This window comes from Acidobacteriota bacterium, from assembly GCA_016700075.1.
Classification (GTDB): Bacteria; Acidobacteriota; Blastocatellia; order Pyrinomonadales; family Pyrinomonadaceae; genus OLB17.
In genome coordinates this window covers 812157-837369 of sequence record CP065000.1, presented here as the reverse complement: position 1 = coordinate 837369, position 25213 = coordinate 812157, and the positions used below count along the sequence as shown (strand labels likewise).

The window sequence follows — 25213 nt, the reverse complement described above, 5'->3', positions numbered from 1 at the left end:
GCGGCAGACGTCCTTGCAAAGAATTCGGGGCAACGTCAGAATAGTTTGTAACACTGACCGCCGACAACTGTCCAATATGCCAAAAGTATTCATCGCAGATGACGTAAACGAAGACAAGCTCGCGCCGCTCGTTGACGCAGGTATCGACGTCGCTAAAGAGACGGGACTCGCTCCGGGCGAGCTGGTAAAAAGGCTTGCCGATGCCGACGGCGTCATCGTCCGGAGTGCCACGAAATTAACCGCTGAGATAATGGACGCCGCCCCAAATCTGCGTGTGATCGGGCGAGCGGGCGTTGGTGTGGACAATATCGACGTCGCGGCGGCGACGGCACGCGGCATCGTTGTGATGAACGCGCCCGACGGCAACACCATCACGACCGCCGAACATGCTTTCGCTTTGATAGTGGCGATGTGCCGTAACGTGCCCCAAGCACATGCAAAGCTGCAGGCCGGCACATGGGACAAGAAAAGTTTCGTAGGTGTAGAACTGCACGGCAAAACGCTCGGTGTCATCGGCCTCGGCCGCATCGGCAAGCACGTTTCGCGGATCGCACGCGGTTTCGGCATGAACGTTGTTGCCTACGACCCTTTCTGTTCATCGGAAGCTGCGGCAGAGCTTGGAATTTCAATGGCGTCGCTTGATGATGTTTTTGCCAAGGCCGACATCTTGACCATCCACACGCCGGTTACTGACGAGACACGCGGCATCATCGGCCGCGACGCGCTCGCAAAGATGAAACGCGGAGTTCGCATCGTAAACGCAGCCCGTGGTGGGCTCGTCGATGAAGCGGCACTTATCGAAGCTCTCGATGAAGGCAAAGTAGCCGGTGCCGCGCTTGATGTTTTTGAGACCGAGCCGCTGCCGGCTGACTCGCCTTTGCTAGGAAGATCGAATGTCATAACTACGCCGCATCTCGGTGCATCTACGGCCGAAGCGCAGCAAGGCGTCGCATTGACCGTCGCCGAACAAATGCGCGACCTGCTGATCGACGGTGTGCTCCGCGGAGCCGTGAACGCTCCCGCGATCGAGCCGGCAGAGGCAGAAGCTCTGCGGCCGTTCATGGAACTCGGCGAGCGTCTGGGCCGCTTTCAGGCGCAGATAACGGCCAATTCTTCGATCGCGGAAATTCGCCTTGAATACGCCGGCGAACTCGTTGACAAGACAACGGCACCGATAACGAGGGCGTTTCTGGCGGGACTGCTCCGCGACGTGTCGGCACGTGTAAATGCTGTAAATGCGTCACTTATCGCCGAAGAACGCGGCATTGAGGTAATTGTCCAAACCTCAAGTACTACAAAACCGGGCTCACCCGACATCCGCACGGTCGTCAGAACGAACGATGGCGAACAGGCCGTCGCAGGGCTCGTTTTTGCGGGCGGCGAGAGCCGCATTACAGAGATTGGCAGTTTTTCGATCGAGGTCGGCCCGGCCGAGGGCGGCGGAACACAGCATCTTCTCGTAACAAAAAATCATGACGTTCCCGGCGTGATCGGCCAGATCGGTACTTCGCTCGGCCAGGCCGAGGTAAATATCAGCCACTTTTATCTCGGCAGAAAGGAACGCGGTGGGGAAGCTCTCGCCGTTATCGAGGTCGATTCGCCCGTCTCGGACGAAGCCCTCTCGGCGCTCAGTTCGATACCCGCGGTGATCCTGGTCCGCCAGGTCAGGCTTTGAAAGGTCCGTGCTATACTATTAATCCAGACGATCTTACCCCTCGAAAATGTCAGTCGAACTGTATGACGAAATATTTCGCCGCGGCAGCGTTCATTCTTTTTTCCCTTGTTTTTGCCGAAAGGTCGGCCGTTGCACAGTCGGAGCGTGCGATCGCTGAACGATTCGCACCTGTCTTCTACCAAGCTCTCGGCAGCAGTCCGCGCAGCGACTATATAACCAATTTTGATTTCGACGGCGACTGGCGCGGTGATAACAACTGGGCGAATACCGACGATCCGAACTTCAAGCTGCGTGCTTATATCTACTATTCTGTTTCGGAAACAACGACCCATTATTTTGTCCACTATGCAGTTTTTCACCCGCGCGACTACAAAGGCGGCGCAAGACGCGGAACGGCCGTAAGCGGGCTGTTGGGTCGCGCGGCGAACGTGGTCGGCAGACGCGATCCGACCGGATTGTTGGACATGGCGACGCTTGCACATGAGAACGACCTGGAAGGGGTACTTGTGGTGGCCGAAAAGGGAAGCGGACTGTCGTCGTCGCAGCCAATTCTACTCGAAACGCTAAAGCACAATACGTTCGTCTCCTATACGCTCGGTGGGAAAAAGATCGAGGGTCTTCCAACCGCTTCGCTTGATGGGAACAGTGCCGTCATTTACGTTGAACCGTTGGGCCACGGTATCGACGCCTTTTTGGGAACTCCGGACCAGATCGACGGAAAAGATTTTGTTATCTACAGGTTCACAGGCCGTGCAGAAGACCCCGAAGATGTCAAAGAAGGCCCTGTCGGCTATGAACTGATAAGGATCGCTGATACTCTTTGGCCGCGGGCGAACCCGCGTCATCGCAACAGCAAGCTAATGTACGGCGAGTTTTTCGATTATGGCGAGGTGGTGATAACGATGTCGGCTGTCGGAGGCCGAAATATCGACCGCCGTGTTCGGCTGGGAAGGCGCGGTTCTGCATTTCTCGGTCGCGTAGGCGGTGCAGACAAGGCTCGTCCGCCGTGGGGCTGGTTTGACCGCCGCCGCCGCGGCGACGATCTGGGAACGTGGTTCTTTGACCCCGCAAAGATCATCAAACGAAACTTTGCGCTGGATGACAGCTTTTCGACCGCTTACGTCAACATCCCGTTCTGGGCGCAGTGATTTCAGATGTCGAGCGTAAAACTGCGAGGCACGAATTCCATTACACGCAATTCTCCTTGTGTCTTGTCCTTTTTGTTCGGCGCATCTTTGAAAACAATGACCATCGGAATATCTAATGCCTTCATCCCGCATCCGAACTGCACGTTTTCGACCTCGGGCGTGTACGCTCTGAGTTGCGGTGAGTTGTCCTTGACGGAGAGTTTCATTATCCCATCCTTATTTTTTACATAGATAAAGAATGCTTTAGATGTGCATTCGCTTTTTTCGAGCGTGCCGAAACTGCGTTTTTCGCCTGCCTCGGGTTTTGTAAGGCTCTCGCGAATATTATCGAGGATCATTTTTCGCCGCACTGCCTCGCTGTCCTGCGGCTCAGCACTGCCTAATGACGAGATCACCCTTGGCGGAGGAGGCGGGCCTGTAACTATCACTGTGGGTTCTTCTTCCTCTTCGTAGTCATCAACAACAGCGGACTGCTCATCGACAAACCTAAAATTCGCGGGGACGAAATCGATCGCGATCAGCTCGCCTTTTGGACGACCGGCCGCGGCGAGCGTCGGTTTGTAGGTAATCACCTTTTTCACACTGCCAATTGAAGCACCGCAGCCCATTTGGATGCCGTTCGAGGATTCCGTGAACGCGGTCATTATAAGTTCGTCAAAACCCTTGCTCGTAAGCTGAATATTGCCCTCGTCGGTTTGAATTGTGTAGGTCACGTTCATGCCTTTGCACTCGACCTTTTGGATACTGCCGATCATGCGTATCTCACCTTCACCTGGCGGACGCAGTGCGCGGTTCATCTCACGCATCACGGCATCTTCCGCCTTCTTTTCCAGATCCGGAGCAGCGGTGCGCCTTCCCAGTCTCGGCGCGCCGCTGTCGACAGCACTTCCGGTGCCCGAACCGCTTTTTGTGATCGTTTCGATCTGCCGGCGAACTTCTGCGTTGTAGGCCTCGGCCTCTTTGACGCGCTTCAGAAAGCCCACAAGCGATTCCGCCCTTGCCCGCACCTCGTCATCTTCCGCCGTGTCCGCGAGTTTTCGAGCCGTTGCCTCGGCTTGGTCAAACTTCTTCATCTCCATCTGAAGTTCGGCTATACGCATCTTGTACCGGTCGTTACCGGGCTGAAGTATCGATGCCTGCTGCATGAACTTTAGCGCGTCGTCCAGGTTTTGCTTGTTAACCTGGCTGATAAAGCCGAAAAGGTCGTGGCTCTCGGTAAAATCGGGCTTTTCTGAGATCGCTTTTCGCAATAGCCCCGCCATCCGGTCAAATTTGTCCGCCGGGAAAGAGCTCACCATTCCGAATTCGTCGCGGCCTTCGCGGCTGATCAGATAGGCATAACGATATAACGCCAAATGGTTCGTAGGATTCAGTTCAACGGCTCTGTCCAGATTGCGTTTGGCGTCTTCGTATTTTCGCTGCCGCATCTTGACCATTCCGAGCGACGAGAACGCATTGCTGTGCGAATTATCCAGCGAAACCGCCTTTGCCAGAAACGGTTCGGCGGCGTCAAAACGCTGATTTCTGTAAAGCAGATCGCCGAGGAAATAGTTGCTGTCGGCCTCGGTGATCTGGGAGACACGCAGTTCTGTATCGACGGCGTGCTTTTCGCGGAGTTTCAGTTCGTGGTAGTTAAAACTTCGTTTGCCGATATATTTTTGAAGCTCTTTCTCCATCTCCGCGTAGGTCATTCCAAAGGCTTGACCGAATACCTCTTCCTGCGGCTTACCGTCCATGGTCAGCCCGACGAATTTGCTGAGGCCTTCCAATTTTCCGCTCTGGATCATGTAATGGACGGTCGCCCAAGACTGTGCATAAAAAATGCTCTGCGAATGGCCTCCGCCGATGTTCCTGTATGAAAGACGGAAAAAGTCCTTCAGAGGGATTAGCCGTGCCTGCTGCAGCAGCCGCAGATGTATCGCCTGCGGCAGGCCGAGCTTGATTATCTGATCGTCCTTGATCTCGAACGTCTGGTAATATTCCGCGATCCCTTCATTGAACCAGCGAGGGACATTCCCCGATCCGTATTGGGCGTTGATAATGAAGTGCACGTATTCGTGAAAGATGGTGCCGTACATGTCGGCCTCGGTACCGGAAGCCGACAGCGTGATGTAATTCACTTCGTCCGTTGCGAGAAAATAGCCGGCTATGCTGTCGTTAGGCTTGCCGGCACCGTCAACCGGTTTGAACGGCCGAAAATCCGAATCGCTCTTGAAAACGATCACATTCGTCGGTACGGGCGACGTCAGTGTGGCCGATGGGAATGCCAGGCGAAACCCTTCGCGGAACTGCTCCAGCTTTGTGGCGACCTTGCGAATATCCTTTTCGCTCGCGTTGCCGATAAGCATGAAATTCTTGGAATTGACCTGAAGCCATGTGCCCTTTTGCGATGGAAAAGCATCTGCAGAGAGCAACAACGCCAAAAAAATGGCGGCTGTGTAGAGATATTTTGCTGCTATTCTCATTACTTGCCTCTTTTAAGGAACCAGGGTTAAAGCATTACTCAAATGCACCGCTTTTATAATGGGGGATCGAGCAGAATTTTAGCACAAATGGCTTGATCTGCGCGAAAATTGTGACCTTTCAGTGATCTTTACAGGCGAAATATCGATCCTTAAGTTTTTGTTAAAAGGTGCGATACTGTGGTCCATTTGCCCTGTGCTATCGTATTGACAGATATGGAAGGAAACGGCGTTTCGTTAGAGGTATCGGGCGTTACAAAAAGGTTTGACGAGTTTACGGCGGTCGAAGATCTGAGCTTCGAGGTGCGCGCCGGACGCGTGTTCGGTTTTCTCGGGCCGAACGGTGCGGGCAAAACGACGACCATTCGTATGATCGTCGGCATTACCGCACCGGACGAAGGTTCGATCGAGCTTTTCGGTGAGCCGATATCGCCCGCGGTACAGGACAAGATCGGATATCTGCCCGAAGAACGCGGCCTTTACAAGAAAATGAAGGTTGTCGATCAGCTCCGCTATTTCGCGGCACTGAAAGGCGTGTCTCGAGCTGAGGCCGACCGGCGGATCGACCGCTGGCTCGACCGAATGAGGTTGTCGGAATGGAAGGACAAAAAGACGTCCGACCTTTCGAAAGGCATGCAGCAAAAGATCCAGTTCATCTCCACCGTGCTGCACGATCCCGATCTTCTTATTCTTGACGAGCCTTTTTCGGGACTTGATCCCGTAAATGTCGAATTCATGATAGAAGTGCTTGATGAATTCAAACAGGCAAACAAGACGGTCATTTTTTCGACCCATCTGATGGAAACGGCAGAAAGGCTGTGCCACGACATAATCCTGATCAATAAGTCGCGAAAAGTGCTCGGCGGCAGCCTGCGTGAAGTAAAAGAAAGCTACGGCCACGACCGTGTCGCACTTCGCATCGTGGGCGGCAGGGAAGTTTTGAACGACACTTCGCTTGTTGCACACATGACTGAACACGCAGACCAGATCGACGTTGAACTAGCCGAAGGCGCCGACGCGCAGCAACTTCTGACAAAACTCGTCTCGGCCGGTGCAGCTGTCTCGAAATTTGAAAAGGTCGAACCAAGTCTGAACGATATATTTATCGAACAAGTAGGCGGAGGTGTCGCAAATGCGTAAGTTTACCGCGGTTCTTTGTCACGAGTATAAAAAGATCGTTCTGAAATGGACGTTTCTGCTTGGAACGCTGCTGTTTCCGCTGATGGGGCTGGCGTTTGCGATCGTGCCGGCATTCATTTTTTCGATAAAAGGTGAGGCGACGCGGCTCGTCGTCGTTGATCCGACTGACAAGATATTGCCGCGTCTGAAAGGCAACATGTCAGCCGAACGCATGGCGGAAAGGCAGAAACAGGCCCTGGACGAGACGATACGCGGCGTTCCTTCGGGGCAGGGCGAACAGATGTCGCGAACAGCCCGTCAGATGGGCTCGTCGTTCTCGTTTGTGGATATGGAGTTTGGCGATAAGCCGTTGGATGACATCCGTGCCGAGTTGAATGCGAAAGCCGCCGCAGGCGACATCGACGCGTATCTGATCATACCCGGCGATATTGGCTCGCGTGATGTGAAATACGAATTTCGTACGCGAAAGGCCGGTGATTTCATAGGCAATGAGGTGTTGAAGGACGCTCTCAATGAAGCCGTACGAGCACAGCGGATGGCCGACGCGAATATTGACGCCGCGGCCGTTCGCGACATCAGCCGAAACGTCACCATTGAGACAAAAGCCCTCAGCGACAAGGGCGAGGAAAAGGACAGCGATATGCTTTTCATCGCGTCGCTGGTGATCGGCATGATGATCTACATCTCGCTGGCGATCTACGGCCAGGTCATCATGGGCACCGTCGTTGAGGAAAAGGAGACTCGCATCGCTGAGATATTGTTCTCATCTGCGAGGCCTTTCGAGCTGATGCTCGGAAAGCTGGTCGGCGTCGGGCTCGCCGGTCTGACGCAGTTAGGGATCTGGGTCGGGTCGCTGCTTGCTCTCTCGATATTCCTGTCGCGTCAGGCGGACCTTGCACCGTTCCTGCAGTCTGTCCCCGACATCACACCGATGATGGTGGTTTATTTCCTTGTATATTTTCTGATCGGCTATTTCACGTTCGCAGCGATCTTTGCACTGATCGGTTCGGCGGTGACGACGGTTCAAGAAGGCAGCCAGTTCGCGTTTCCGCCGATGATATTGATGCTGACCGGATTATATTTCGGCTTCGCGGTCATCCGCGATCCGAATTCGACGATGTCGTTCTGGGTCTCAACGTCGCCATTCTTCGCTCCGCTGACAATGCCCGTACGCATACTCGCCGAGATGCCGCCGTTCTGGCAGATAGCTCTATCGGTAGGCGTCAATATTCTCGCGATCGCAATTCTAGTCTGGATCGCGTCGCGTGTATATCGCGTGGGTATGTTGATGTACGGAAAACGCGCAACAGTGCCGGAGATATGGAAGTGGATCAGGAAAGTATGAGACGGGAGACAAGGAGACAAGGAGATGGGGAGACAGGGAGAATTGGGTTTCGGTTTTTCTCTCACTCCACGGGCTTGGCGGGCTTTGCGTTGAATTTGTGTCGTGAATCCGTCGATGCTTGAGCCTAATAGATCTGTCTGATGATAGCTAAGCTCGTTGTGTGGAAAATTCTGGTGGCATTGGTGCTCTTGTCGGCATGTTCGCGGCCGGTGCCTCTGAAGAATTCTGCTGCGTCGCCCACGCCCGAGATGTCGCCAACGCCGGCTGTCAGCGAGCCGGAAAAGATCACGCAGGACACTAACGTCAGCTTTTCAACATATTCCAACGATTGGCCCGTCGGCTGGCGTTGGGTCGACCCCGACGAGGCTCACAATCCAACGCCGCATGACGTGAAAAAAGGCGTTCTTCGCGTCCGCATTCCATCGGGCAAGGAACTCCGCGGGAAATATTCGAACGCACCTCGATACATAAAGGCGATCGCGGGCGATTTCGAGATCGAGACCCGTGTCCGCTTTCGCCCGACCGAGAATTATCAGGGTGCGGGCCTGATCATATATGTAAATGATCAGAATTATATACGTCTTGAGCGAGGCTATGGCGGTGTCGGCGGCGGCGTCGGTGCTATCAGATTCGACGTGCGACGCAACGGCGAATTCTCGCCCATCGCACAGCCCGGCGAAATAGAGACCGACGCCAACATCGTTGACCTTAAACTCGTGCGAAGCGGCAACCTGATGCTTGCGTATTGGCGTCTGGACGAAGAGAATCCGTGGCGAGAGGCAGGTGAGTACGAAGCCGCATTTCCGGAAACCGTCCTCGCCGGCCTCATCGCCGCGAACACCGCACGCGAAACGACGGCCGAATTCCTTTACATCAAACTATCGCCGTCGATATCGAACTGAATATCGTGTTAGACTTAAGGAAATATCTGACGGAGGACTCGAATTATGATCTCGCAATTGATCGGTGGATTGATAGTCGGAATAATCGCCCGCTTTATCATGCCCGGAAAAGAGGCTTTGCCAAGCGGCATTGTTGGGATACTGTTGACGGCTTTACTTGGCGTCGCGGGTGCATTCGTCGGCGGTTTTATCGCGTCGTCGCTTTGGCGTGCGGGCGATGATACCTATGTCGCGGGCTGGGTGATGTCCATTCTTGGGGCGATCATTTTGCTCGGCCTGCTTCGTCTGGTCATGGGCAGCGGCGACAAAAAGTCAGGCTGAGCCCTCAGGAAGCTCCATTTTTACAAGCCCGTCAAAGGCGACGTGATATGCGACGCCTTTGACGGGCACTGCCATTTCTTCTTCAGTTTTTCCTTCCGAATTAGCAATACTTACGCTAGCGAAATAGCAGCTTCCGCCGCGACTGTTCGCGTAGGCAACCAACTTTCGAAATGTGTCCTCTCCCTCAATGCGGCCGCGGTTCGGGTACATATCTGTTCGGACCACGAAAAAGCCGAGTTCACCGTCTTTCATTGCTGTGATCTGAGGGAATTCGAGCGGATCGGCATAAACGTCCGCGGATTCGATCGACCAGCCGGCCTCGACGAGCTGGTTGTGGACGATCTCCACGCCAAAAGCGTGAATGTCTTCGGCGGTCATCAATTCGCGGCTACCGTTGCTGTCTGTCATAAGCAAGTAAATTATCAGATGTTAGCAGACGGTATTCAACCGCCCGGCCGCGAGTCGCAGGAAATTCAATTATTTCAGCATTTCGGGTTTGCATACTGTGCTGTTAACCGTCATTCTTTATTTAGTTCCTCCTCTCGCGTCTAAGGTGGCGCGCTAAAAAGAACGATTTTTGGATCAGTTTGAGAGCAGGTCGGTTATTAGGCAGCAGAAGTTTGGCTCTCAGATTTTTTGAGCATCCGAGATCGTTCCTTCGTCAGTTTCATTTTCTACGAAGCATTTCGATCGACACTTCGCATAGGATCCCGGAAAACGGGAAAGGAAAACAATTATGTCAACGAAACTTTACGTAGGAAATCTTTCATTTAACACCACGGCGCACGACCTCGAAACGATGTTCGGCGAATCGGGTACGGTTCAGTCGGCCAATCTCATCGAGGACCGCGACACCGGCCGTTCACGCGGATTCGGTTTTGTGGAAATGTCGTCGGCAGACGAAGCGAACTCAGCTATCGAGAGCTTCAACGGCAAAGAGGTGGACGGACGCACGCTGACCGTTAATATCGCCAAACCCCGCGAAGATCGCGGCGGCGGCGGATTCGGCGGCGGCGGCGGCCGCGGCGGCAATCGCGGCGGTGGCGGCGGCGGCTACAGGTCACGCTACTAAGGTTTGGATTCCGCTTGCCGGAAGTCGTATAATGCCTCCGTTCGTTAATTCGTGCGGAGGCATACGTCTTCCCGGGTTCGGAGCGCTGTTTTTGAGTTTTTATGAAAGAAGAAATGATAGAAATGTCGGGCGTTGTAATCGACAAACAGCCCAACGCTTTCTTTAAGGTGAAACTGAACGATTCAGATCATATCGTGCTTGCGACCATATCGGGCCGCATGCGCCGAAACCGTATTCGCATCCTTATGGGCGACCGCGTGGATATCGAACTCTCGCCGTATGATCTGACCAAAGGCCGTATAACCTACCGCCACAAGTAGATTGCCAGTGAAATTTTTACGGATCCGTTCGATCTAATTCGAGCGGGTCTTTTCTCATTTTTGCTTCACTGGCGTTTTGAATGACGTCGTTTGTCACTATGCTCACATATCTTGTCACCTACATCCGGTCCGTCGGCCCCCGAAATCACCAGAATCCCTGCAAAACTCGCGTCTAATGCTTTGGCACGACAATTGACTTGGAAATTGATTGGCGGCGGATCGAAATATTGCCGTACCTACAATTTAGGGGTAACAAACTAAAATTATGACAAAAAGTAGCCAGAAGGGATTCTCCCTTATCGAACTTCTCATCGTCGTCGTGATCATAGGCATCATCGCCGCTATAGCGATACCGAACCTCCTCGCATCGCGTCGATCGGCGAATGAAGCGAGTGCCATATCATCAATGCGAGCGTATCACGGAGCGCAGGCGACGTATGCCTCGACGTACGGAAACGGCAACTTTGCCGGTGTACCGTTCGTCACGAATGCATTCACCACATTGGGCCAGGTCAGCATTATTGACAGCACACTGGGCTCGGGTCTTAAAAGCGGCTACGCGTTCGCCGGCCATTCTGTGCCCGCAACGTCAACGACACCCGCGTGTCACTTGGCTCAAGCTTACCCAGCAGTCAGTAGCGGTGTGACACAGACTGGTAGCCGCATTTTTGTCATCGCAACTGAAGGTGTAATGAATGCCGGAACCTTTACAGGGGCAGCAGGTTGGGGCCCCGGAATATGCGATATAGCGGCAGACCTTTCGCCGATGGACAACTAGCTGATTGACACGAGCAACGAATATTGTCGTATTGAATGCCCCGCCATTTATTAAGCGGGGCTTTTTCTTTTCTGCGTTGATTGGCGTAAATTGACAGCGCGGTCGTATGATAGAGATCAGGGTACTTCTATGAAAAGAGCATTTTTCTTTACAATTTTGTCGGTCGGTCTGGTCTTTGCGATCTCAGGAAGCTTGGCAGCGAATAGTGATACAGTCGCTGGCGAATGGGATGTTGTTTACAACACGCCCGGCGGGCCGCGGCCTTTCAAACTGGTGTTAAGCGTTGATGGCGAGAAACTGACCGGCACCGCAAAACGCCCCAACGGCGACGTGCCCGTTGAAGGCACCATCAAAGGCGATGTCATCACATTTGCCTACACCATAAACTACGGCGGAAATGCTTTGACCCTTTCCTTTAGCGGCAAGGTCACCGGCGACAAAATGGCCGGATCTGTCATCATAGGCAGCACGCAGGAAGACTGGTCCGCGACTCGGGCGAAATAGCTATTTCACAAGCGTCTGCTGTTCGCTCTTGAGCAGCCAGCGGTCGTCGCTCCGCACAAACGTATCGGTGGTCTGCGCCTTTGCGGTCCTGCCGTTCTTGCCCGTCACTTTCAGCGTATACGATAGAACGGCGGTTGTTTCGTCCAGGCTGACGAGCTTTTCGTCGAAGATCTCAAACGATTTTATCGCACGCTCCTCTTTCACCTCAGACAGCACTTTGTTCTTGCCCTGAACCTTGCCGTCGATATCCGTGAGCTGAAAATCGTCGGTGGTGATCTTTGCCAAAAAGGTCACATCGCCGTCCTTTGCCGCACCGGCGATCTCGCGTGCAAGGTTCGTTAGTTCGGTCTTTACTTCGTTGCGGTCAGGTGCCTTCTTTTCAGGCTTGCTCTCCGCGGGTTTGTTACTCGTCGCAGGCCCTTCAGGCTGATCGCCAAGGCCGCAGAAAGCCCACATCAAAGTAATGATCGCAAAAGGGAAAAGGAGTTTCATAGAATTTGTATCCCTGCACCGAGAATGTGCAGATTTTAATCGAAGAGATCGAGACAAGCAACTGATTCGCGGCGGCGCAGAGTTTTCAGAATTTTGATTAAGCGTGCTGATTCGGCTATCCTCGCTTTATATGGAAAAACCTATCGAACGAAAGACCGCAGAAGAATATCCGCAGGAACTGCTCGACCTGTTTCATGAATGGCAGCACGGTAATATCGACCGCCGGGATTTCTTTGCGGGGCTTGGTAAATTTGCGATCGGCGGCGTGACAGTTGCGGCATTGGTTCAGAGCTTAACGCCGAATTACGCGTGGGCGCAGACCGTCGATCCGAAAGATAAGGACATTCGCGTCGGGTATGAAAGCGTTGATTCGCCTGCGGGCAACGGCTCGATCCGAGGCTATCTCGCTCGTCCCGCAAAAGGCAGCAAGTTCCCGGCTGTTCTCGTCATTCACGAGAACCGCGGCCTTAACCCGTATATCGAGGATGTGGCACGGCGTTTCGCAAAGGCCGGCTTTCTGGCATTCGCACCGGACGGCCTGACGTCGGTCGGCGGCTATCCTGGCAACGAGCAGGACGCCGCTGCAAAGTTTCGCACGGTTGACGGCAAGAAGATGACCGAAGATTTTGTCGCTGCGGCGATGTGGCTGAAAAAGCGCAAGGACAGCAAAGGAAAGCTCGGGGCTGTCGGGTTTTGTTTCGGCGGCGGCATGGTGAATCAGCTTGCGGTGCGTCTGGGCAAGGACCTGAACGCCGGCGTCGCATTCTACGGCAGCCAGGCAGGCGTCGCCGACGTCGCGAAGATCGCGGCACCGCTGCAGTTTCACTACGCCGGCAACGACCAACGCATCAACGCCGGCATCGAGGCCTATGAAAAAGCCCTGACGGAAAATAAGAAGACCTACGAGTCGTATATGTACGCCGAAAAGCAGCACGGCTTTCACAACGACACCACGCCTCGTTATGACGAAGCCTCAGCGAAACTCGCATGGGCCAGAACGCTGGAGTTTTTCAAAAAGTATTTGAAATAGCTTCATTCCCCGGAACCGCAGGCTTCCAGACTATGTTTGAGTTGCCCCGCTCTTAGCAGCGGGGCTTTTGCTTGGCCTCGCGTTCTAGTCACGAATTGAGCCCAAGCACTGCCGTTTATTGTCTTTCGCGCGAAATCTATTGACAGATATAGTCATTTTGACAGAATCGGCTTGGGTCTGCCGCGGCTCTTTGGAGAGGTGACCGCACCAATAACTGATTTATTGCCAACATTTACTCAATTGGATCATCCTCACGTCAACTTGTGGCACGTGATTTGTTTAAGGGATGGCGAGTTTGGGCGAGAAACGCCCGGACATAAAAATTCCGCAGGAGACCCCTTCAGTCCATGAAAAACAACAAAGGCTTTTCGCTAATCGAACTTCTCATCGTCGTCGTCATAATCGGTATCATCGCCGCGATCGCGATCCCCAATCTCCTTGCTGCTCGCCGCAGCTCGAATGAGGGCTCCGCGATCTCGTCGGTTCGCACGATCCACAGCGCACAGCAAACTTATGCTTCCACCTATGGCGGCGGCAACTATGCCGGTGACATGTCCGGCGGCAACGGCGTGGTTACGCTCGCGACACTGGGCTTGGTCGATTCAACGATCGGGTCAACCAACAAATCCGGATATTATGTAGCGACCCACGCAACTGCTCGTACGACCACGCAGCCGGCGACGATGATCGTCGGTGCCCATCCTCTAACGGCCACCGGCGTGACCGCAACAGGGGCTCGTCACTTTTTAGCAGCGACCGACGGTGTAATTTATGCCAGTGTCTATGTCGGGTCTACCATGTCTTGGGACAACAGCGGCGGCCCGATCGTCGTCACCGGCGGTGCTCCGCTGAACAACTAAGAGACATTCTTTCTTCTCAAACATACTCGGCGGGGAATTCGCGTTCCCCGCTTTTTTGTGTTTTGGCTGAACAAAAAGGCCTCGCTTTTTAAAGCGAAGCCTTTTAAGAGTTTAGTCAAAGCAGGCCGGCAGCCTGCGGTCCGGCGGGAATTACATTCCCATGCCCATGCCGCCGCCCATGCCGCCCATGCCGGCCATTGGGTCGCCGCCCTTGTCGTCTTGGATGTCGGCGATCATAGCTTCGGTGGTGAGCATGAGGCCCGCTATCGACGAAGCGTTCTGCAGAGCCGTGCGGGTGACCTTTGCCGGGTCGATGACGCCCGCTGCGATCAGGTCCTCGTACTTCTCGGTAGCTGCGTTAAAGCCAAAGGCCCCTTCGCCCGCTGCGACCTTCTCGACAACTACTGCGCCTTCCATACCGGCGTTGCCGGCGATCTGGCGAAGCGGCTCTTCGAGAGCACGGCGGACGATGTTCACGCCGATCTGCTCGTCGGTGTCCTCGGCGTTTGCCGTGAAACCATCGAGCACTTTGGCAGCACGTACCAGAGCGACTCCGCCGCCCGCGACGATGCCTTCTTCGACGGCAGCACGCGTGGCGTGCATCGCATCTTCAACGCGTGCTTTCTTTTCCTTCATCTCGGTCTCGGTTGCGGCACCGACCTTGATCACAGCAACACCGCCGACGAGCTTCGCCAGACGTTCCTGCAGTTTTTCGCGGTCATAGTCCGACGAGGTTTCCTCGATCTGATTGCGGATCTGCTTGACGCGTCCGTCAATGGCATCGGCTGCACCGGCACCTTCGACGATGGTCGTGTTCTCTTTGTCGATGACGACCTTTTTCGCACGGCCGAGATCTTCGATGGTGATGGATTCGAGCTTGATGCCGAGATCCTCAGAGATGACCTTGCCGCCCGTCAGAACAGCGATGTCCTCGAGCATTGCCTTGCGGCGGTCGCCAAAGCCCGGAGCCTTGACGGCTGCGACGTTGAGTGTGCCGCGAAGCTTGTTGACGACGAGCGTCGCCAGAGCTTCGCCTTCCACGTCCTCTGCGATGATCAGCATCGGACGGCCCATCTTGGCGACCTGCTCCAGGATAGGCAGCAGATCACGCATGTTCGAGATCTTTTTCTCGTTGATCAGGATGAACGGCTCGTCGAGCGTCGCTTCCATACGGTCAGCGTCCGTAACGAAATACGGCGAGAGATAGCCGCGGTCGAACTGCATACCTTCGACGACCTCGAGCAGCGTTTCCATGGTCTTGGATTCCTCGACCGTGATGACGCCGTCCTTTCCGACCTTGTCCATCGCCTCTGCGATGATCGTGCCGATGGTCTTGTCGCCGTTGGCTGAAACCGTTCCGACCTGTGCAATAGCGTCGCCCGAAACCGGCTGTGCGAGCTTGTGAACTTCCTCAACGACAGCTCCGACGGCCTTTTCGATGCCGCGCTTGAGAGCCATCGGGTTTGCACCTGCGGCTACCGTGCGGACGCCTTCTTTGAAGATCGCCTGAGCGAGAACCGTCGCGGTCGTCGTGCCGTCACCGGCGACGTCCGAGGTCTTCGAAGCGACTTCGCGCACCATCTGTGCGCCCATATTTTCGAGCGTGTCTTTCAGCTCGATCTCTTTCGCCACCGTCACACCGTCTTTGGTGATGGTCGGCGAACCGAACTTCTTGTCGATAACGACGTTGCGGCCTTTCGGGCCGAGCGTAACCTTTACCGCATCCGCGAGCTGGTTTACACCACGCAGGATCGCGGCACGTGAATCTTCACCGTGAATAACTTGTTTTGCCATTGTAATTAGTCTCCTGAGTCTAGAAAGTCTTGGAAGTCTAGGAAGTCGGGGCGTTCGGGAAACGGTTGAAAGTCAAAGACTTTCTAAACTTCCGAGACTGCCTCGACTGGTCAGACTTGCTACGCTGCTGCTCCTGCGCGGCTGATGATGCCGAGGATCTCGTCCTCGCGCATGATGATGTACTCTTCGCCGTCGAGTTTGATCTCGCTGCCCGAGTACTTGCCGAAAAGAACACGGTCGCCCGCCTTAACGTCAAGCGTCTGACGAGTGCCGTCCTCTTTATATTTGCCTGCACCGGCTGCGATGACCTCGCCTTCTTGCGGCTTTTCCTTTGCAGCGTCCGGGATGTAGAGCCCGCCTGCGGTCTGATTGACATTGTCCTCGATACGCTTGATGATCACGCGATCGTGAAGCGGTGTTACTGTTGTCGCCATAGTTTGTTACTCCTTTCTAAATGTTCTTATAAGTAATAAGATAACGAACTGGCCCGAATATTCTCAGTCGATTTAGCACTCCGGGTCAATGAGTGCTAATTTACAAAACGCGGCTAGAATTGTCAAGGGTTTTGTGCGTATTCATAAAATATGAGTGCAGCACTATCAACTTGGTTTGTGGTATATGCACGGAATGCGTCGAGATGAATTGCGGGTTGTGCCGCATGATCCGGAGTGGGCAAAAGATTTCGGGGCTGAGAGCGAACGCATCTTGAATTGTATCGGCGGTGAGAATGTCCGGATCGAGCATATAGGCAGCACCGCAATTGAGACGGTTCATGCGAAGCCGATCTTAGATATCGCGATCCTTTGCGACGAAGATGGATTTGCTCGGTTGATCGATCATTTGAGCGAACTTGGTTACGAATATCGAGGACAGTACGAGGACGAGACCGATCATTATTATGCCGTTCACGACGACGGAGAGATCCGTTTTTGCCAAATGCATATTTACACGAATGCGACGCCGGATTGGGAGACGAAACTGCTTTTCCGCGACGTTCTCCGCCGCGAACCGGACCTGGCGGAGGAATACAGCGATTACAAGATCGCGTTGGCAGAATCGGTGGGTGATAGGAAACGGTACGCTAAGATTAAGGACGATTGGGTCAACAGCTTTATGCCGAAGATACTGAATTCGGCTGCGGGAAAATAGGCTCACCGGACGAATCACGCATTCGATAACGTGTCCATGAAGATCTCGGAGATAAATATTTACCCGATCAAATCGCTGAAAGGGATCACGTTGGAAAGTTCGACCGTCGAAAGACGCGGGCTTGAGTTTGACCGGCGTTGGATGATCGTCGATGCCGCTGGCAAGTTTCTTACGCAGCGTCAGGAACCAAAGATGGCGACGATCACCGTGGAGGTGACGAATGTCGGGTTACAAGTGACAAGTGAAAACGGGAGTTCGATGAACGTCTCGAAGCCGGGCGATGACGATTCGCGCATTTTGACAAAGGTTTGGGGCAGCGAGAGCGAGGCGTTTGAGTGCGACGTTGAGGCGAACGAGTGGTTTTCGGACGTACTCAGTAGGGAAGTGCGACTGCTCTATATGCCCGACGACGCCGGGAGGCCGATAAATGAGCGGTTCAACCGCGGCGGCGAGTTGGTGAGTTTTGCGGACGGCTATCCGTTGTTGATCACCGCGGAGCCCTCATTGGCTATGCTGAACCAAAAGATCGCCGAAACGACGAATGCAGGCAGGCTGCCTGCGCCACAAATGCTGCCGATGCGGCGTTTTCGGCCTAATCTCGTGGTTTCGGGCAGCGATGCATTCGCAGAAGACGATTGGAAACGAATTCGAGTTGGAAATGCTGTATTACGCGTGACGAAACCCTGTGCCCGCTGCGTTATGACGACGGTCGATCCCGAATGCGGCAAATTCGACGCTAAGGAGCCATTGAAAACACTTGCGTCGTTCCGTATGGCACGAGACGTGATGCCGGAGCGGCTAGACACCCTCGGCCTCGAGCCGACCGCGGTGTTTTTTGGAATGAACCTTGTACCCGAAACGACAGGCGTTGAGATACGCGTCGGTGACGAGGTCGAGATACTTGAAAGCTTCTAAAACCGCAGATCTCTTCCCGTCAGCAGCCGATACGCGTCGAGATAACGCATTGCTGTCGCGTTCACGATCTCCCGAGGCAATGGCGGTGCGGGCGGCGTCTTGTCCCAATCGAGAGTTTCCAGATATTCGCGAACGAACTGCTTATCAAAAGACGGCTGGGGTTTGCCGGGTTCATATTTGTCCGCCGGCCAGAATCGTGAGGAATCCGGCGTCAGGGCCTCGTCGATCAGTATGATCTCGCCGTTCGGTAGCCGGCCGAATTCGAATTTTGTATCAGCGATGATGATGCCCCTTTCGGCGGCATATTCGCTTGCTTTTCTGTAGATCGCGAGCGTTGTCAAACGCAGAAACTCCGCGGTTTCTTTGCCGACAATTTCTTCGAATTTCGCGTAGTCTATGTTTTCATCGTGGCCTGAAGATGCCTTGGTCGCGGGGGTAAAGATCGGCTCGGGCAGATTGTCGCATTGCCGCAAACCGGCCGGAAGTTCGATGCCGCAAACCATGCCGGTCTGCTGATATTCCTTCCAGCCTGAGCCTTCCAAATAGCCGCGAACGACGCATTCGACCGGTAATACTTCCGTTTTCCTGACAATCGTCGCCCGGCCGCGAAGAGCCTCTTTCGCCTTATCCAAAATAGGCATTTCGTCCGTATCCGTAGAAATTACGTGATTCGGCACCACATCTTCCAACAGATGGAACCAGAATTTGGAAAGCTGCGTCAGGATCACGCCTTTTGCGGGAATCGGTGTCGGCAAAATGCAGTCAAACGCGGATAGCCTGTCGGTAGCAATGAGAACCAACCGATCATCATCGACGCCGTAGATATTGCGAACTTTTCCTTTATAAAGGAGTTCAAGGCCAAGATCAATTTCCTCAAATACGGATCCGGAAGCCATAAATATATTCTGGAATAGATAATACGTTAAAACTCTAATAACATTGCCAAAATTTGTGGTGACAAATTTGAGGCTTTAGTGCATAATAGAAAGCGGTGTCGATCAGGCATTTTGCCGTCGATGCCTCCGCACTATCCGAACTCACTCGTTCGACTCAATTTTACCCGCAATTTCACAACATTTCATGCATAGGAAGTATCATCTTGCCGGTTTCTTTTCCGCATTCTTTGCGGCACTCACCATTCTTGCCGCCGATCTCAACGCTCAGAGCACGACGGCCGCTGAAAAACAGGCCATTAATTCTGCCGGCGATCCGCTATGGATGTCAGTCGCTCTCATCATTGCAGTGGCCCTTCTTGGGGCGGGCGTTTTCTGGTGGAGAAGCCGTTCAAAGAAATACGAGCCCAATCTGACTTTTGAAAATAGCCAGCAAAATGCTGCGGCATTGTCATACAGCGGCGAAGAGAGTGTTGACGCTGACGCTGAATTTGAATGGCTGCGTCAGGCCAAACGGCCAAAGGCCGCCGCGAAAAAAGCGGCGATCGCTGCTCAAAACGCAAAACGCGAAGAAGAGGCCAAGCTCGATACGAAGATCTTTCAGGAAAAGATGCGGCGGCTGCAGTATTCGCAGCTGCCGATCAATTCTTTCAGCCAGCTCGCTCCTGCTAAACGCTATGAGCCGCTTCCGGATTCTGACGATCCCGCATTGTTGAACGCAATCGACCAGGCAAATGATGAGTTCGAAGAAGACGAAGCTGTAAGGGAGCTCGCCGTGAGGGTGCTGGCGGCATTCAGGACAAAGAACTCAGTCAACGCTCTCTCGCAGATCGCTCTTTACGACCTTTCGTCAAATCTCCGATCCAAGGCAGTAAACACACTGACCCAATTCGATCACGAGTCAGTGTTCGAGACGATCTTGCTTGCATGCGCCGATCCGACTCGTGAGGTTCGAGCAGCATCGGCACGCGGGCTTTTTCGGCTAAGTTTCGATCGAGCTCACGCCTGGAAACGCATCATCGCCGCAGATGACGAATTTCGCATGATCCAAGCAGCACGTGCCGCCATCGAGGCGGATATTGTTTCAAAATCCTTTGATCGCCTGATCCACGAGGATGTAAAGATCGCTTATGAGGCATTTGCACTTGTGTCGCTGCTGATCAGGTCCGGCGAGACAGAAGGGCTATTTGAAGCTCTGGCAAGTCATCGGGACGAGCGAGTTCGTTTTGCTTTGCTCCATGTGCTGCGTGTACAAAAGGATCCGAGGACCCTCGACGAACTCCGGCGTTTGGGCAGCATGCACAATAACTCAAAGGACCTCGCAGAAAGGCTCAGAGATACGATCAAGAGTATCGAAAAAGCCGTCGCGGTCGAGCAATAGCAGCAAAGAACTGAAGATCACCCTCCATCTATCAACGCGGCGAGAAACTCGCCCGTGCCGGGTATTTTAGAACGAATGGAGAATACAAAAGATCTACCGCAAATTGGCACCAAGGCTCCGGATTTTTCGCTTCCCGCTGATAACGGTATTGAATGGCGGCTAGCCGACCACCGCGACACGGTGGTCGTTCTGCTTTTCTATCCCGGCAACGAGACGCTCGTTTGCACACGGCAGTTGTGTTCGGTCCGCGACAATTGGCAGCGATATCTCAGAACGAATGCGACCATCGTCGGTATCTCACCCGGAACTCCCGAGGAGCATCACGAATTTGCTCTGAAACGCCATCTCCCGATCCCATTGCTTGCCGATCCCGGCCGAAGGATCACGCGAGCATTCGCGAAACATTGGCTCTATCCGATCAGCATCACCCGCGGTATCGTCGTCATCGACGCGAAAGGCATAATTCGCAACCGCGACATCATGCTGCGTGCGTTTCGCCCGTCAGACGACCATCTTATCCGCGATATCTACGCCGCACGCGGCGATGAGATGACGGAAAAATATGAGCGCCTGAAACTCCGCAGCCGCATTTTTCTGCGTTCGCGAGAACGGGCATGACACTCGCCGGCGTCAGCGAATTTCCAATTTCAGACGGCATTATTGTATGCTTAAGGTGTGCAATTTCGTCTCATAAGTGAAAATAAGCCGACCGGCGATCAGCCCGAAGCCATACGCCAGATCGTCGAAGGGCTCGACCGCGGAGAACGCGATCAGGTGCTGCTCGGCATCACGGGTTCGGGCAAGACTTTCACTATTGCAAATGTAATTGAGGCGGTTCAAAAGCCGACGCTTGTATTGGCGCACAATAAGACACTTGCCGCACAGCTTTATCAGGAGTTCAAGGGCTTTTTCCCTGAAAACTCGGTCGAATATTTCGTCTCGTATTACGACTACTATCAGCCGGAAGCATACGTTCCGGCGTCGGATCTATACATAGAAAAAGAGGCGACGATAAACGATGAGATCGACCGTCTGCGGCTGTCGGCGACGCGTGCTTTGTTCGAACGGCGTGACGTAATAGTCGTCGCGTCGGTCTCGTGCATATACGGCCTCGGCGATCCTGATGCGTATTTCGGGATGCTGCTATTCATCGAGCCCGGAATGCAGCTCAAACGCGAGGACTTTCTAAAGAAGCTCGTCGAACTGCAGTATGAACGCGTCAACGTCGATTTCGACCGCGGGACGTTCCGCGTCCGCGGCGACGTTGTCGAGGTGTATCCGAGTTATCAGGATCAGGCGTACAGGATTGAATTCTGGGGCGACGAAATTGACTCCATCTCGACCATCGATCCGCTGCTGGGAGAGGTGCTTTTCAAACATACTTCCAGGCTGCCCATCTATCCGAAAACGCACTACGTGATGTCGAAAGACACGATAAAACGTGCGGTTCAGACCATTCGTACCGAACTCGACGAGTATGAGGAAAAGCTTGTTGCAGAGGGCAAGATCGTCGAGGCTCAGCGGCTGCATCAGCGGACGATGTACGATCTGGAGATGATCAAGGAGATGGGATTTTGTCGCGGTATCGAGAACTATTCGCGGCACCTGACCGGCAAAAAGCCCGGCGAACCGCCGCCGACGCTGCTCGACTATCTGCCGTCAGATTCGCTGATGGTCATCGACGAATCGCACCAGACGATCCCGCAGCTCGGTGCTATGTATAAGGGCGATCAGTCGCGGAAAGGAACACTCGTCGAATACGGATTTCGTCTGCCAAGTGCAAAAGACAATCGTCCGCTTAATTTCGAGGAATTTGAGCAGCGTCGCGGCCAGACGATATACGTTTCGGCGACGCCGGGCAATTTCGAACTCGAACGTTCGCAGGGCGAGGTCATCGAACAGATAATTCGTCCGACCGGACTTCTCGATCCGATCGTCGAGGTTCGGCCTGTGAAAGGCCAGATCGATGACCTGCTGGAAGAATGCCGGGTCCGAGCCGAACGCAACGAACGCGTGCTTGTGACGACGTTGACGAAACGCATGGCGGAAAGCCTGAGCGAATATTTCGCTGAGGTCGGCGTCCGCGTGACGTATCTGCACAGCGATATCGAGACGCTCGACCGAATCAAGATACTTCGCGATCTGCGAAAGGGCGAATTCGACGTCCTTGTCGGCATCAACCTGCTTCGCGAAGGGCTCGATCTGCCTGAGGTTTCGCTCGTCGCGATCCTAGATGCCGACAAGGAAGGCTTTTTGCGATCGGAGCGTTCGCTGATCCAAACGATCGGTCGAGCGGCTCGCAACTCGGGCGGCATGGCGATACTTTACGCCGACAAGATCACCGATTCGATGAAGCGTGCCATTGACGAGACCGCACGCCGACGCGAGATCCAGGAAGAATACAACCAACTCCACGGCATCACCCCGACAACCATCGTCAAACCTATCGAAGCCACGCTTGTGACGGCGTACGAGGCAGATTATTTCAAGGTGCCGCTCGATCTGGACGCTGTCGAGGACTATTCGCCGAAACAGCTCAAACAAACCATCGAACAGCTTGAGGCCGACATGCGGGCCGCCGCACGCGAGATGAAATTCGAACGAGCCGCCGAGCTTCGCGACAAGCTGAAATACCTCCGCGACCGCGAGCTTGAATATCGATGACGACAGTTTCAACGCATGGACTCTGAGACGCAAAGCCGCCAATTTGCTTTGCGTCTTCGCGACTTCGCGTCTTTGCGTTAAAATTGCGTTAGTGCAGGTAAAGACCCAAACAGAAGAACTGCAGAATTATCTCTCCGACGCCAGCAACATGCCCGGCGGGCATGGAGAAAGGCTTTTTGTGCCGGAAACGGAGGACGATATCGCGGCGATATTGCGCGACGCGAATGAAGCGGGCGTTGCCGTTACGATCGCAGGTGCCAGAACCGGAAACGTCGGCGGTGCGGTGCCGCTCGGCGGCTGGGTGGTATCGCTGGAAAGGCTGAACAAGGTCAAGAGCATCGACAAAGAGGCGATGACCGCGGTCGTTGAGCCCGGGGTCATACTTGCCGACATTCAAAAGGCGGTCGAGGCCGAAGGGCTGTATTATCCGCCCGATCCGACCGAATGGAGCTGCCAGATCGGCGGCAACGTGGCGACGAATGCGTCCGGTGCACGCAGTTTCAAATACGGTGCGACGCGGAATTTTGTTAAAGCGTTGAGTGTGGTCCTCGCCGACGGCGAGATGCTGAAGCTCCGCCGCGATGAGATCTTCTCGAATGCCGATGGCACCGTCGAAATTCCGACCGTTTCAGACAAAAAGATCACGGCAAGGATCCCGACCTACAAACGGCCGAACGTGCGAAAGAACGTTTCAGGTTATTACAACGAACAGCCGCTCGATGCCATTGATGTTTTTATCGGCAGCGAAGGCACGCTCGGCGTGATCACAGAGATCGAGCTGCGGCTGGTGCCGAAGCCGGAAGGTTTGTTCGCGGGGATCGTGTTCTTTGCGGATCACGGCGACCTGCTGGCGTTTGTTGACGAGGCCCGGCAAAGCTCATTTCAGGCCCGGCTTCAACCACCCGCTACCGCAGGTGGTTCTGACGTGAATGCCACGCTGCTTGAATATTTCGACGATCGCTCGCTTGAGTTCATTCGCGAAAAGTTTCCGGAAACACCGGACAACGTTGCGGGAGCGATATTTTTCGAGCAGGAAACGACCTCTGAGACGGAAGACGCGTTGTTTGAGGCGTGGAATGCTCTGCTTGAAAAACACAACGCCGACGTTGACCGCTCGTGGTTCACGACAACGGATCAGGATCGCGAAAAGATGCGTGAATTTCGACATGCCTTGCCGGTCGCGGTGAATGAGCGGCTTGTTCGCACCGGACAGAAAAAGGTCAGTTCCGACATGGCAGTGCCGGACGAGAGTTTTGCGGGCTTCCTGAAATTTCAAAAAGAAATGATGGCCGACAGCGGCATCGACCACATCATTTTCGGACACATCGGCGACTGCCATCTGCATGCGAATCTGCTGCCCAAAACTGACGAAGAAGCCCTGCGGGCTCGCCATATTTACGGCCGTTTTATCGCTCAGGCGATCATGATCGGCGGTTGCGTTTCGGCCGAGCACGGCATCGGCAAGATGAAATCGAAATATCTTTACGTAATGATGGGCGAACGGTATTTGAACGAGATGGCAGAGCTGAAACGGGCATTCGACCCGAAAGGAATACTAGGTCGCGGGAATATGTTTGACGAAAAATTTATATGATCAAAGCAGTCTTAATGGATTGGAACGGTGTCGTTATCGACGACGAGCAGGTGCAGTGCGACGCGTATCGCGAAGTAATGAAACCGCACGGCGTAGAGCTAACCAACGAGATGTATTACGAGCGGATGGGAATGAACGACCGCGTTTTCGTGGCGTCGGTCTTTGAGGCAGCGGGCAAAAATGCCGACGAAGCTACGATCGACGAAGTTGTCGCGGGCAAGACCGAGAAATGGCGAGAGAGCGTTCAAAAGAGCATTCCGCTTTTCGACGGCGTCGAGAACTTCATTGCTAAGACGGCGAACGAAATGGAGCTCGGCATCGTCAGCATGGCAAAACGCGAAGAGATCGACCTGATCCTAGATCTGGCCGGCCTGAGAGAGTATTTCTCCGTTATTCTAAGTGCCGAAGATATTAGCACTTACAAGCCCGATCCTGCGTGTTATCGCGAGGGATTTCGGCAAATTGACCTCGCACGCGTCGCGAAAGGCCATCTTCCGATGGTGCATGCTGATTGCCTCGTGATCGAGGATTCGCCCGCCGGCGTCAAAGCGGGAAAGGCCGCGGACCTGCCTGTTTTGGCGGTCGCAAATACTGTCTCTGCCGATGAACTGCGTGCTGCCGGAGCAGATTCTGTTGCGACGAATTTGAACGACTGGTTCCCGGATTCGCTGCGGCGAGTCTTTTAGGAAAATTCACCAAAGAGAACAAAGAGAGCAGGGAGCGGGGTCGGTGGTCAGTTGTCGGTAGCCGGTCGCCGGAATCAACGAGACGAAA

General features: G+C 54.1%; 24 protein-coding genes and 1 pseudogene. 19 read left to right on the top strand and 6 right to left on the bottom strand.

Features of this window, described 5'->3' with window-relative positions; all coding sequences use genetic code 11:
* The first annotated feature begins 67 nt into the window (after positions 1-67).
* Positions 68-1675 carry a phosphoglycerate dehydrogenase gene (locus IPM50_03845; protein ID QQS34450.1) on the top strand — a complete coding sequence of 536 codons (1608 nt, stop codon included), beginning with the start codon at positions 68-70 and terminating at the stop codon, positions 1673-1675.
* Between the two features lie 62 nt (positions 1676-1737).
* On the top strand, positions 1738-2823 hold the full coding sequence (locus IPM50_03840) for a hypothetical protein (protein ID QQS33725.1): 1086 nt from the start codon (positions 1738-1740) through the stop codon (positions 2821-2823).
* Between the two features lie 2 nt (positions 2824-2825).
* Here IPM50_03840 and IPM50_03835 read toward each other — a convergent pair whose 3' ends face one another.
* A complete protein-coding gene (locus IPM50_03835) occupies positions 2826-5288 on the bottom strand; it encodes a tetratricopeptide repeat protein (protein ID QQS33724.1) in 2463 nt (820 codons plus the stop codon).
* 213 nt (positions 5289-5501) lie between these two features.
* On the opposite strand from IPM50_03835, the gene IPM50_03830 reads away from it, so the two are divergent.
* The 4 genes from IPM50_03830 to IPM50_03815 all read left to right on the top strand — a co-directional run bounded on the left by IPM50_03830 (position 5502) and on the right by IPM50_03815 (position 8993).
* Positions 5502-6425, top strand: coding sequence for an ATP-binding cassette domain-containing protein (locus IPM50_03830; GenBank protein QQS33723.1), 924 nt, complete (start codon positions 5502-5504; stop codon positions 6423-6425).
* Positions 6418-7770: an ABC transporter permease gene (locus IPM50_03825; GenBank protein QQS33722.1), complete on the top strand. Its 1353-nt coding sequence runs from the start codon at positions 6418-6420 to the stop codon at positions 7768-7770. Before IPM50_03830 ends, IPM50_03825 begins: the two co-directional genes overlap by 8 nt.
* A gap of 140 nt (positions 7771-7910) precedes the next feature.
* Positions 7911-8672: a DUF1349 domain-containing protein gene (locus IPM50_03820; protein QQS33721.1), complete on the top strand. Its 762-nt coding sequence runs from the start codon at positions 7911-7913 to the stop codon at positions 8670-8672.
* Between the two features lie 45 nt (positions 8673-8717).
* Positions 8718-8993: a GlsB/YeaQ/YmgE family stress response membrane protein gene (locus tag IPM50_03815; GenBank protein ID QQS33720.1), complete on the top strand. Its 276-nt coding sequence runs from the start codon at positions 8718-8720 to the stop codon at positions 8991-8993.
* Here the strand turns inward: IPM50_03815 and IPM50_03810 are convergent.
* Positions 8985-9401 carry a hypothetical protein gene (locus IPM50_03810; GenBank protein QQS33719.1) on the bottom strand — a complete coding sequence of 139 codons (417 nt, stop codon included), beginning with the start codon at positions 9399-9401 and terminating at the stop codon, positions 8985-8987. The genes IPM50_03815 and IPM50_03810 overlap by 9 nt on opposite strands.
* A gap of 328 nt (positions 9402-9729) precedes the next feature.
* Here IPM50_03810 and IPM50_03805 point away from each other — a divergent pair, with 328 nt between their 5' ends.
* The 4 genes and pseudogenes from IPM50_03805 to IPM50_03790 all read left to right on the top strand — a co-directional run bounded on the left by IPM50_03805 (position 9730) and on the right by IPM50_03790 (position 11667).
* Positions 9730-10065, top strand: coding sequence for an RNA-binding protein (locus IPM50_03805; GenBank protein ID QQS33718.1), 336 nt, complete (start codon positions 9730-9732; stop codon positions 10063-10065).
* Positions 10066-10166: 101 nt separating this feature from the next.
* On the top strand, positions 10167-10385 hold the full coding sequence (gene infA / locus IPM50_03800) for a translation initiation factor IF-1 (protein ID QQS33717.1): 219 nt from the start codon (positions 10167-10169) through the stop codon (positions 10383-10385).
* Between the two features lie 265 nt (positions 10386-10650).
* Positions 10651-10740 (top strand): annotated as a pseudogene (locus IPM50_03795) (prepilin-type N-terminal cleavage/methylation domain-containing protein).
* 552 nt (positions 10741-11292) lie between these two features.
* On the top strand, positions 11293-11667 hold the full coding sequence (locus tag IPM50_03790; protein ID QQS33716.1) for a hypothetical protein: 375 nt from the start codon (positions 11293-11295) through the stop codon (positions 11665-11667).
* On the opposite strand, the gene IPM50_03785 is transcribed toward IPM50_03790, so the two are convergent.
* Positions 11668-12159: a nuclear transport factor 2 family protein gene (locus IPM50_03785; protein ID QQS33715.1), complete on the bottom strand. Its 492-nt coding sequence runs from the start codon at positions 12157-12159 to the stop codon at positions 11668-11670.
* A gap of 142 nt (positions 12160-12301) precedes the next feature.
* Between IPM50_03785 and IPM50_03780 the strand changes: the two genes are divergently transcribed.
* Together IPM50_03780 and IPM50_03775 are read left to right on the top strand one after the other, a co-directional pair.
* Positions 12302-13189 carry a dienelactone hydrolase family protein gene (locus IPM50_03780; GenBank protein ID QQS34449.1) on the top strand — a complete coding sequence of 296 codons (888 nt, stop codon included), beginning with the start codon at positions 12302-12304 and terminating at the stop codon, positions 13187-13189.
* Positions 13190-13536: 347 nt separating this feature from the next.
* Positions 13537-14049, top strand: a complete 513-nt coding sequence (locus tag IPM50_03775) for a prepilin-type N-terminal cleavage/methylation domain-containing protein (GenBank protein ID QQS33714.1) — start codon at positions 13537-13539, stop codon at positions 14047-14049.
* A 150-nt stretch (positions 14050-14199) separates the two neighbouring features.
* Here the strand turns inward: IPM50_03775 and groL are convergent, their stop codons facing one another.
* A complete protein-coding gene (gene groL, locus IPM50_03770) occupies positions 14200-15843 on the bottom strand; it encodes a chaperonin GroEL (protein QQS33713.1) in 1644 nt (547 codons plus the stop codon).
* Between the two features lie 119 nt (positions 15844-15962).
* Entirely contained in the window at positions 15963-16277 is a 315-nt protein-coding gene (locus IPM50_03765) for a co-chaperone GroES (protein QQS33712.1), read from the bottom strand.
* A 184-nt stretch (positions 16278-16461) separates the two neighbouring features.
* Here IPM50_03765 and IPM50_03760 point away from each other — a divergent pair, with 184 nt between their 5' ends.
* Together IPM50_03760 and IPM50_03755 are read left to right on the top strand one after the other, a co-directional pair.
* Positions 16462-16992 (top strand): GrpB family protein, encoded by a 531-nt coding sequence (locus IPM50_03760; protein ID QQS33711.1) that lies wholly within the window; start codon positions 16462-16464, stop codon positions 16990-16992.
* 36 nt (positions 16993-17028) lie between these two features.
* Entirely contained in the window at positions 17029-17907 is an 879-nt protein-coding gene (locus IPM50_03755; GenBank protein QQS33710.1) for an MOSC domain-containing protein, read from the top strand.
* On the opposite strand, the gene IPM50_03750 is transcribed toward IPM50_03755, so the two are convergent.
* The gene (locus tag IPM50_03750) at positions 17904-18803 is read right to left on the bottom strand and encodes a phosphoribosylaminoimidazolesuccinocarboxamide synthase (protein QQS33709.1); all 900 of its coding nucleotides are present in this window, start codon (positions 18801-18803) and stop codon (positions 17904-17906) included. The two genes, IPM50_03755 and IPM50_03750, sit on opposite strands and share 4 nt — an antisense overlap.
* Positions 18804-18987: 184 nt before the next feature.
* Here IPM50_03750 and IPM50_03745 point away from each other — a divergent pair, with 184 nt between their 5' ends.
* The 5 genes from IPM50_03745 (at position 18988) to IPM50_03725 (ending at position 25125) form a co-directional block, all read left to right on the top strand.
* Complete coding sequence (locus IPM50_03745) at positions 18988-20181, top strand: hypothetical protein (protein ID QQS33708.1); 1194 nt, start codon at positions 18988-18990, stop codon at positions 20179-20181.
* 75 nt (positions 20182-20256) lie between these two features.
* Complete coding sequence (locus IPM50_03740) at positions 20257-20799, top strand: redoxin domain-containing protein (protein ID QQS33707.1); 543 nt, start codon at positions 20257-20259, stop codon at positions 20797-20799.
* Positions 20800-20856: 57 nt separating this feature from the next.
* On the top strand, positions 20857-22845 hold the full coding sequence (uvrB, locus tag IPM50_03735; protein QQS33706.1) for an excinuclease ABC subunit UvrB: 1989 nt from the start codon (positions 20857-20859) through the stop codon (positions 22843-22845).
* Between the two features lie 91 nt (positions 22846-22936).
* Positions 22937-24439 carry an FAD-binding oxidoreductase gene (locus tag IPM50_03730; protein ID QQS33705.1) on the top strand — a complete coding sequence of 501 codons (1503 nt, stop codon included), beginning with the start codon at positions 22937-22939 and terminating at the stop codon, positions 24437-24439.
* Complete coding sequence (locus IPM50_03725) at positions 24436-25125, top strand: HAD family phosphatase (protein ID QQS33704.1); 690 nt, start codon at positions 24436-24438, stop codon at positions 25123-25125. Before IPM50_03730 ends, IPM50_03725 begins: the two co-directional genes overlap by 4 nt.
* Positions 25126-25213 lie beyond the last annotated feature (88 nt).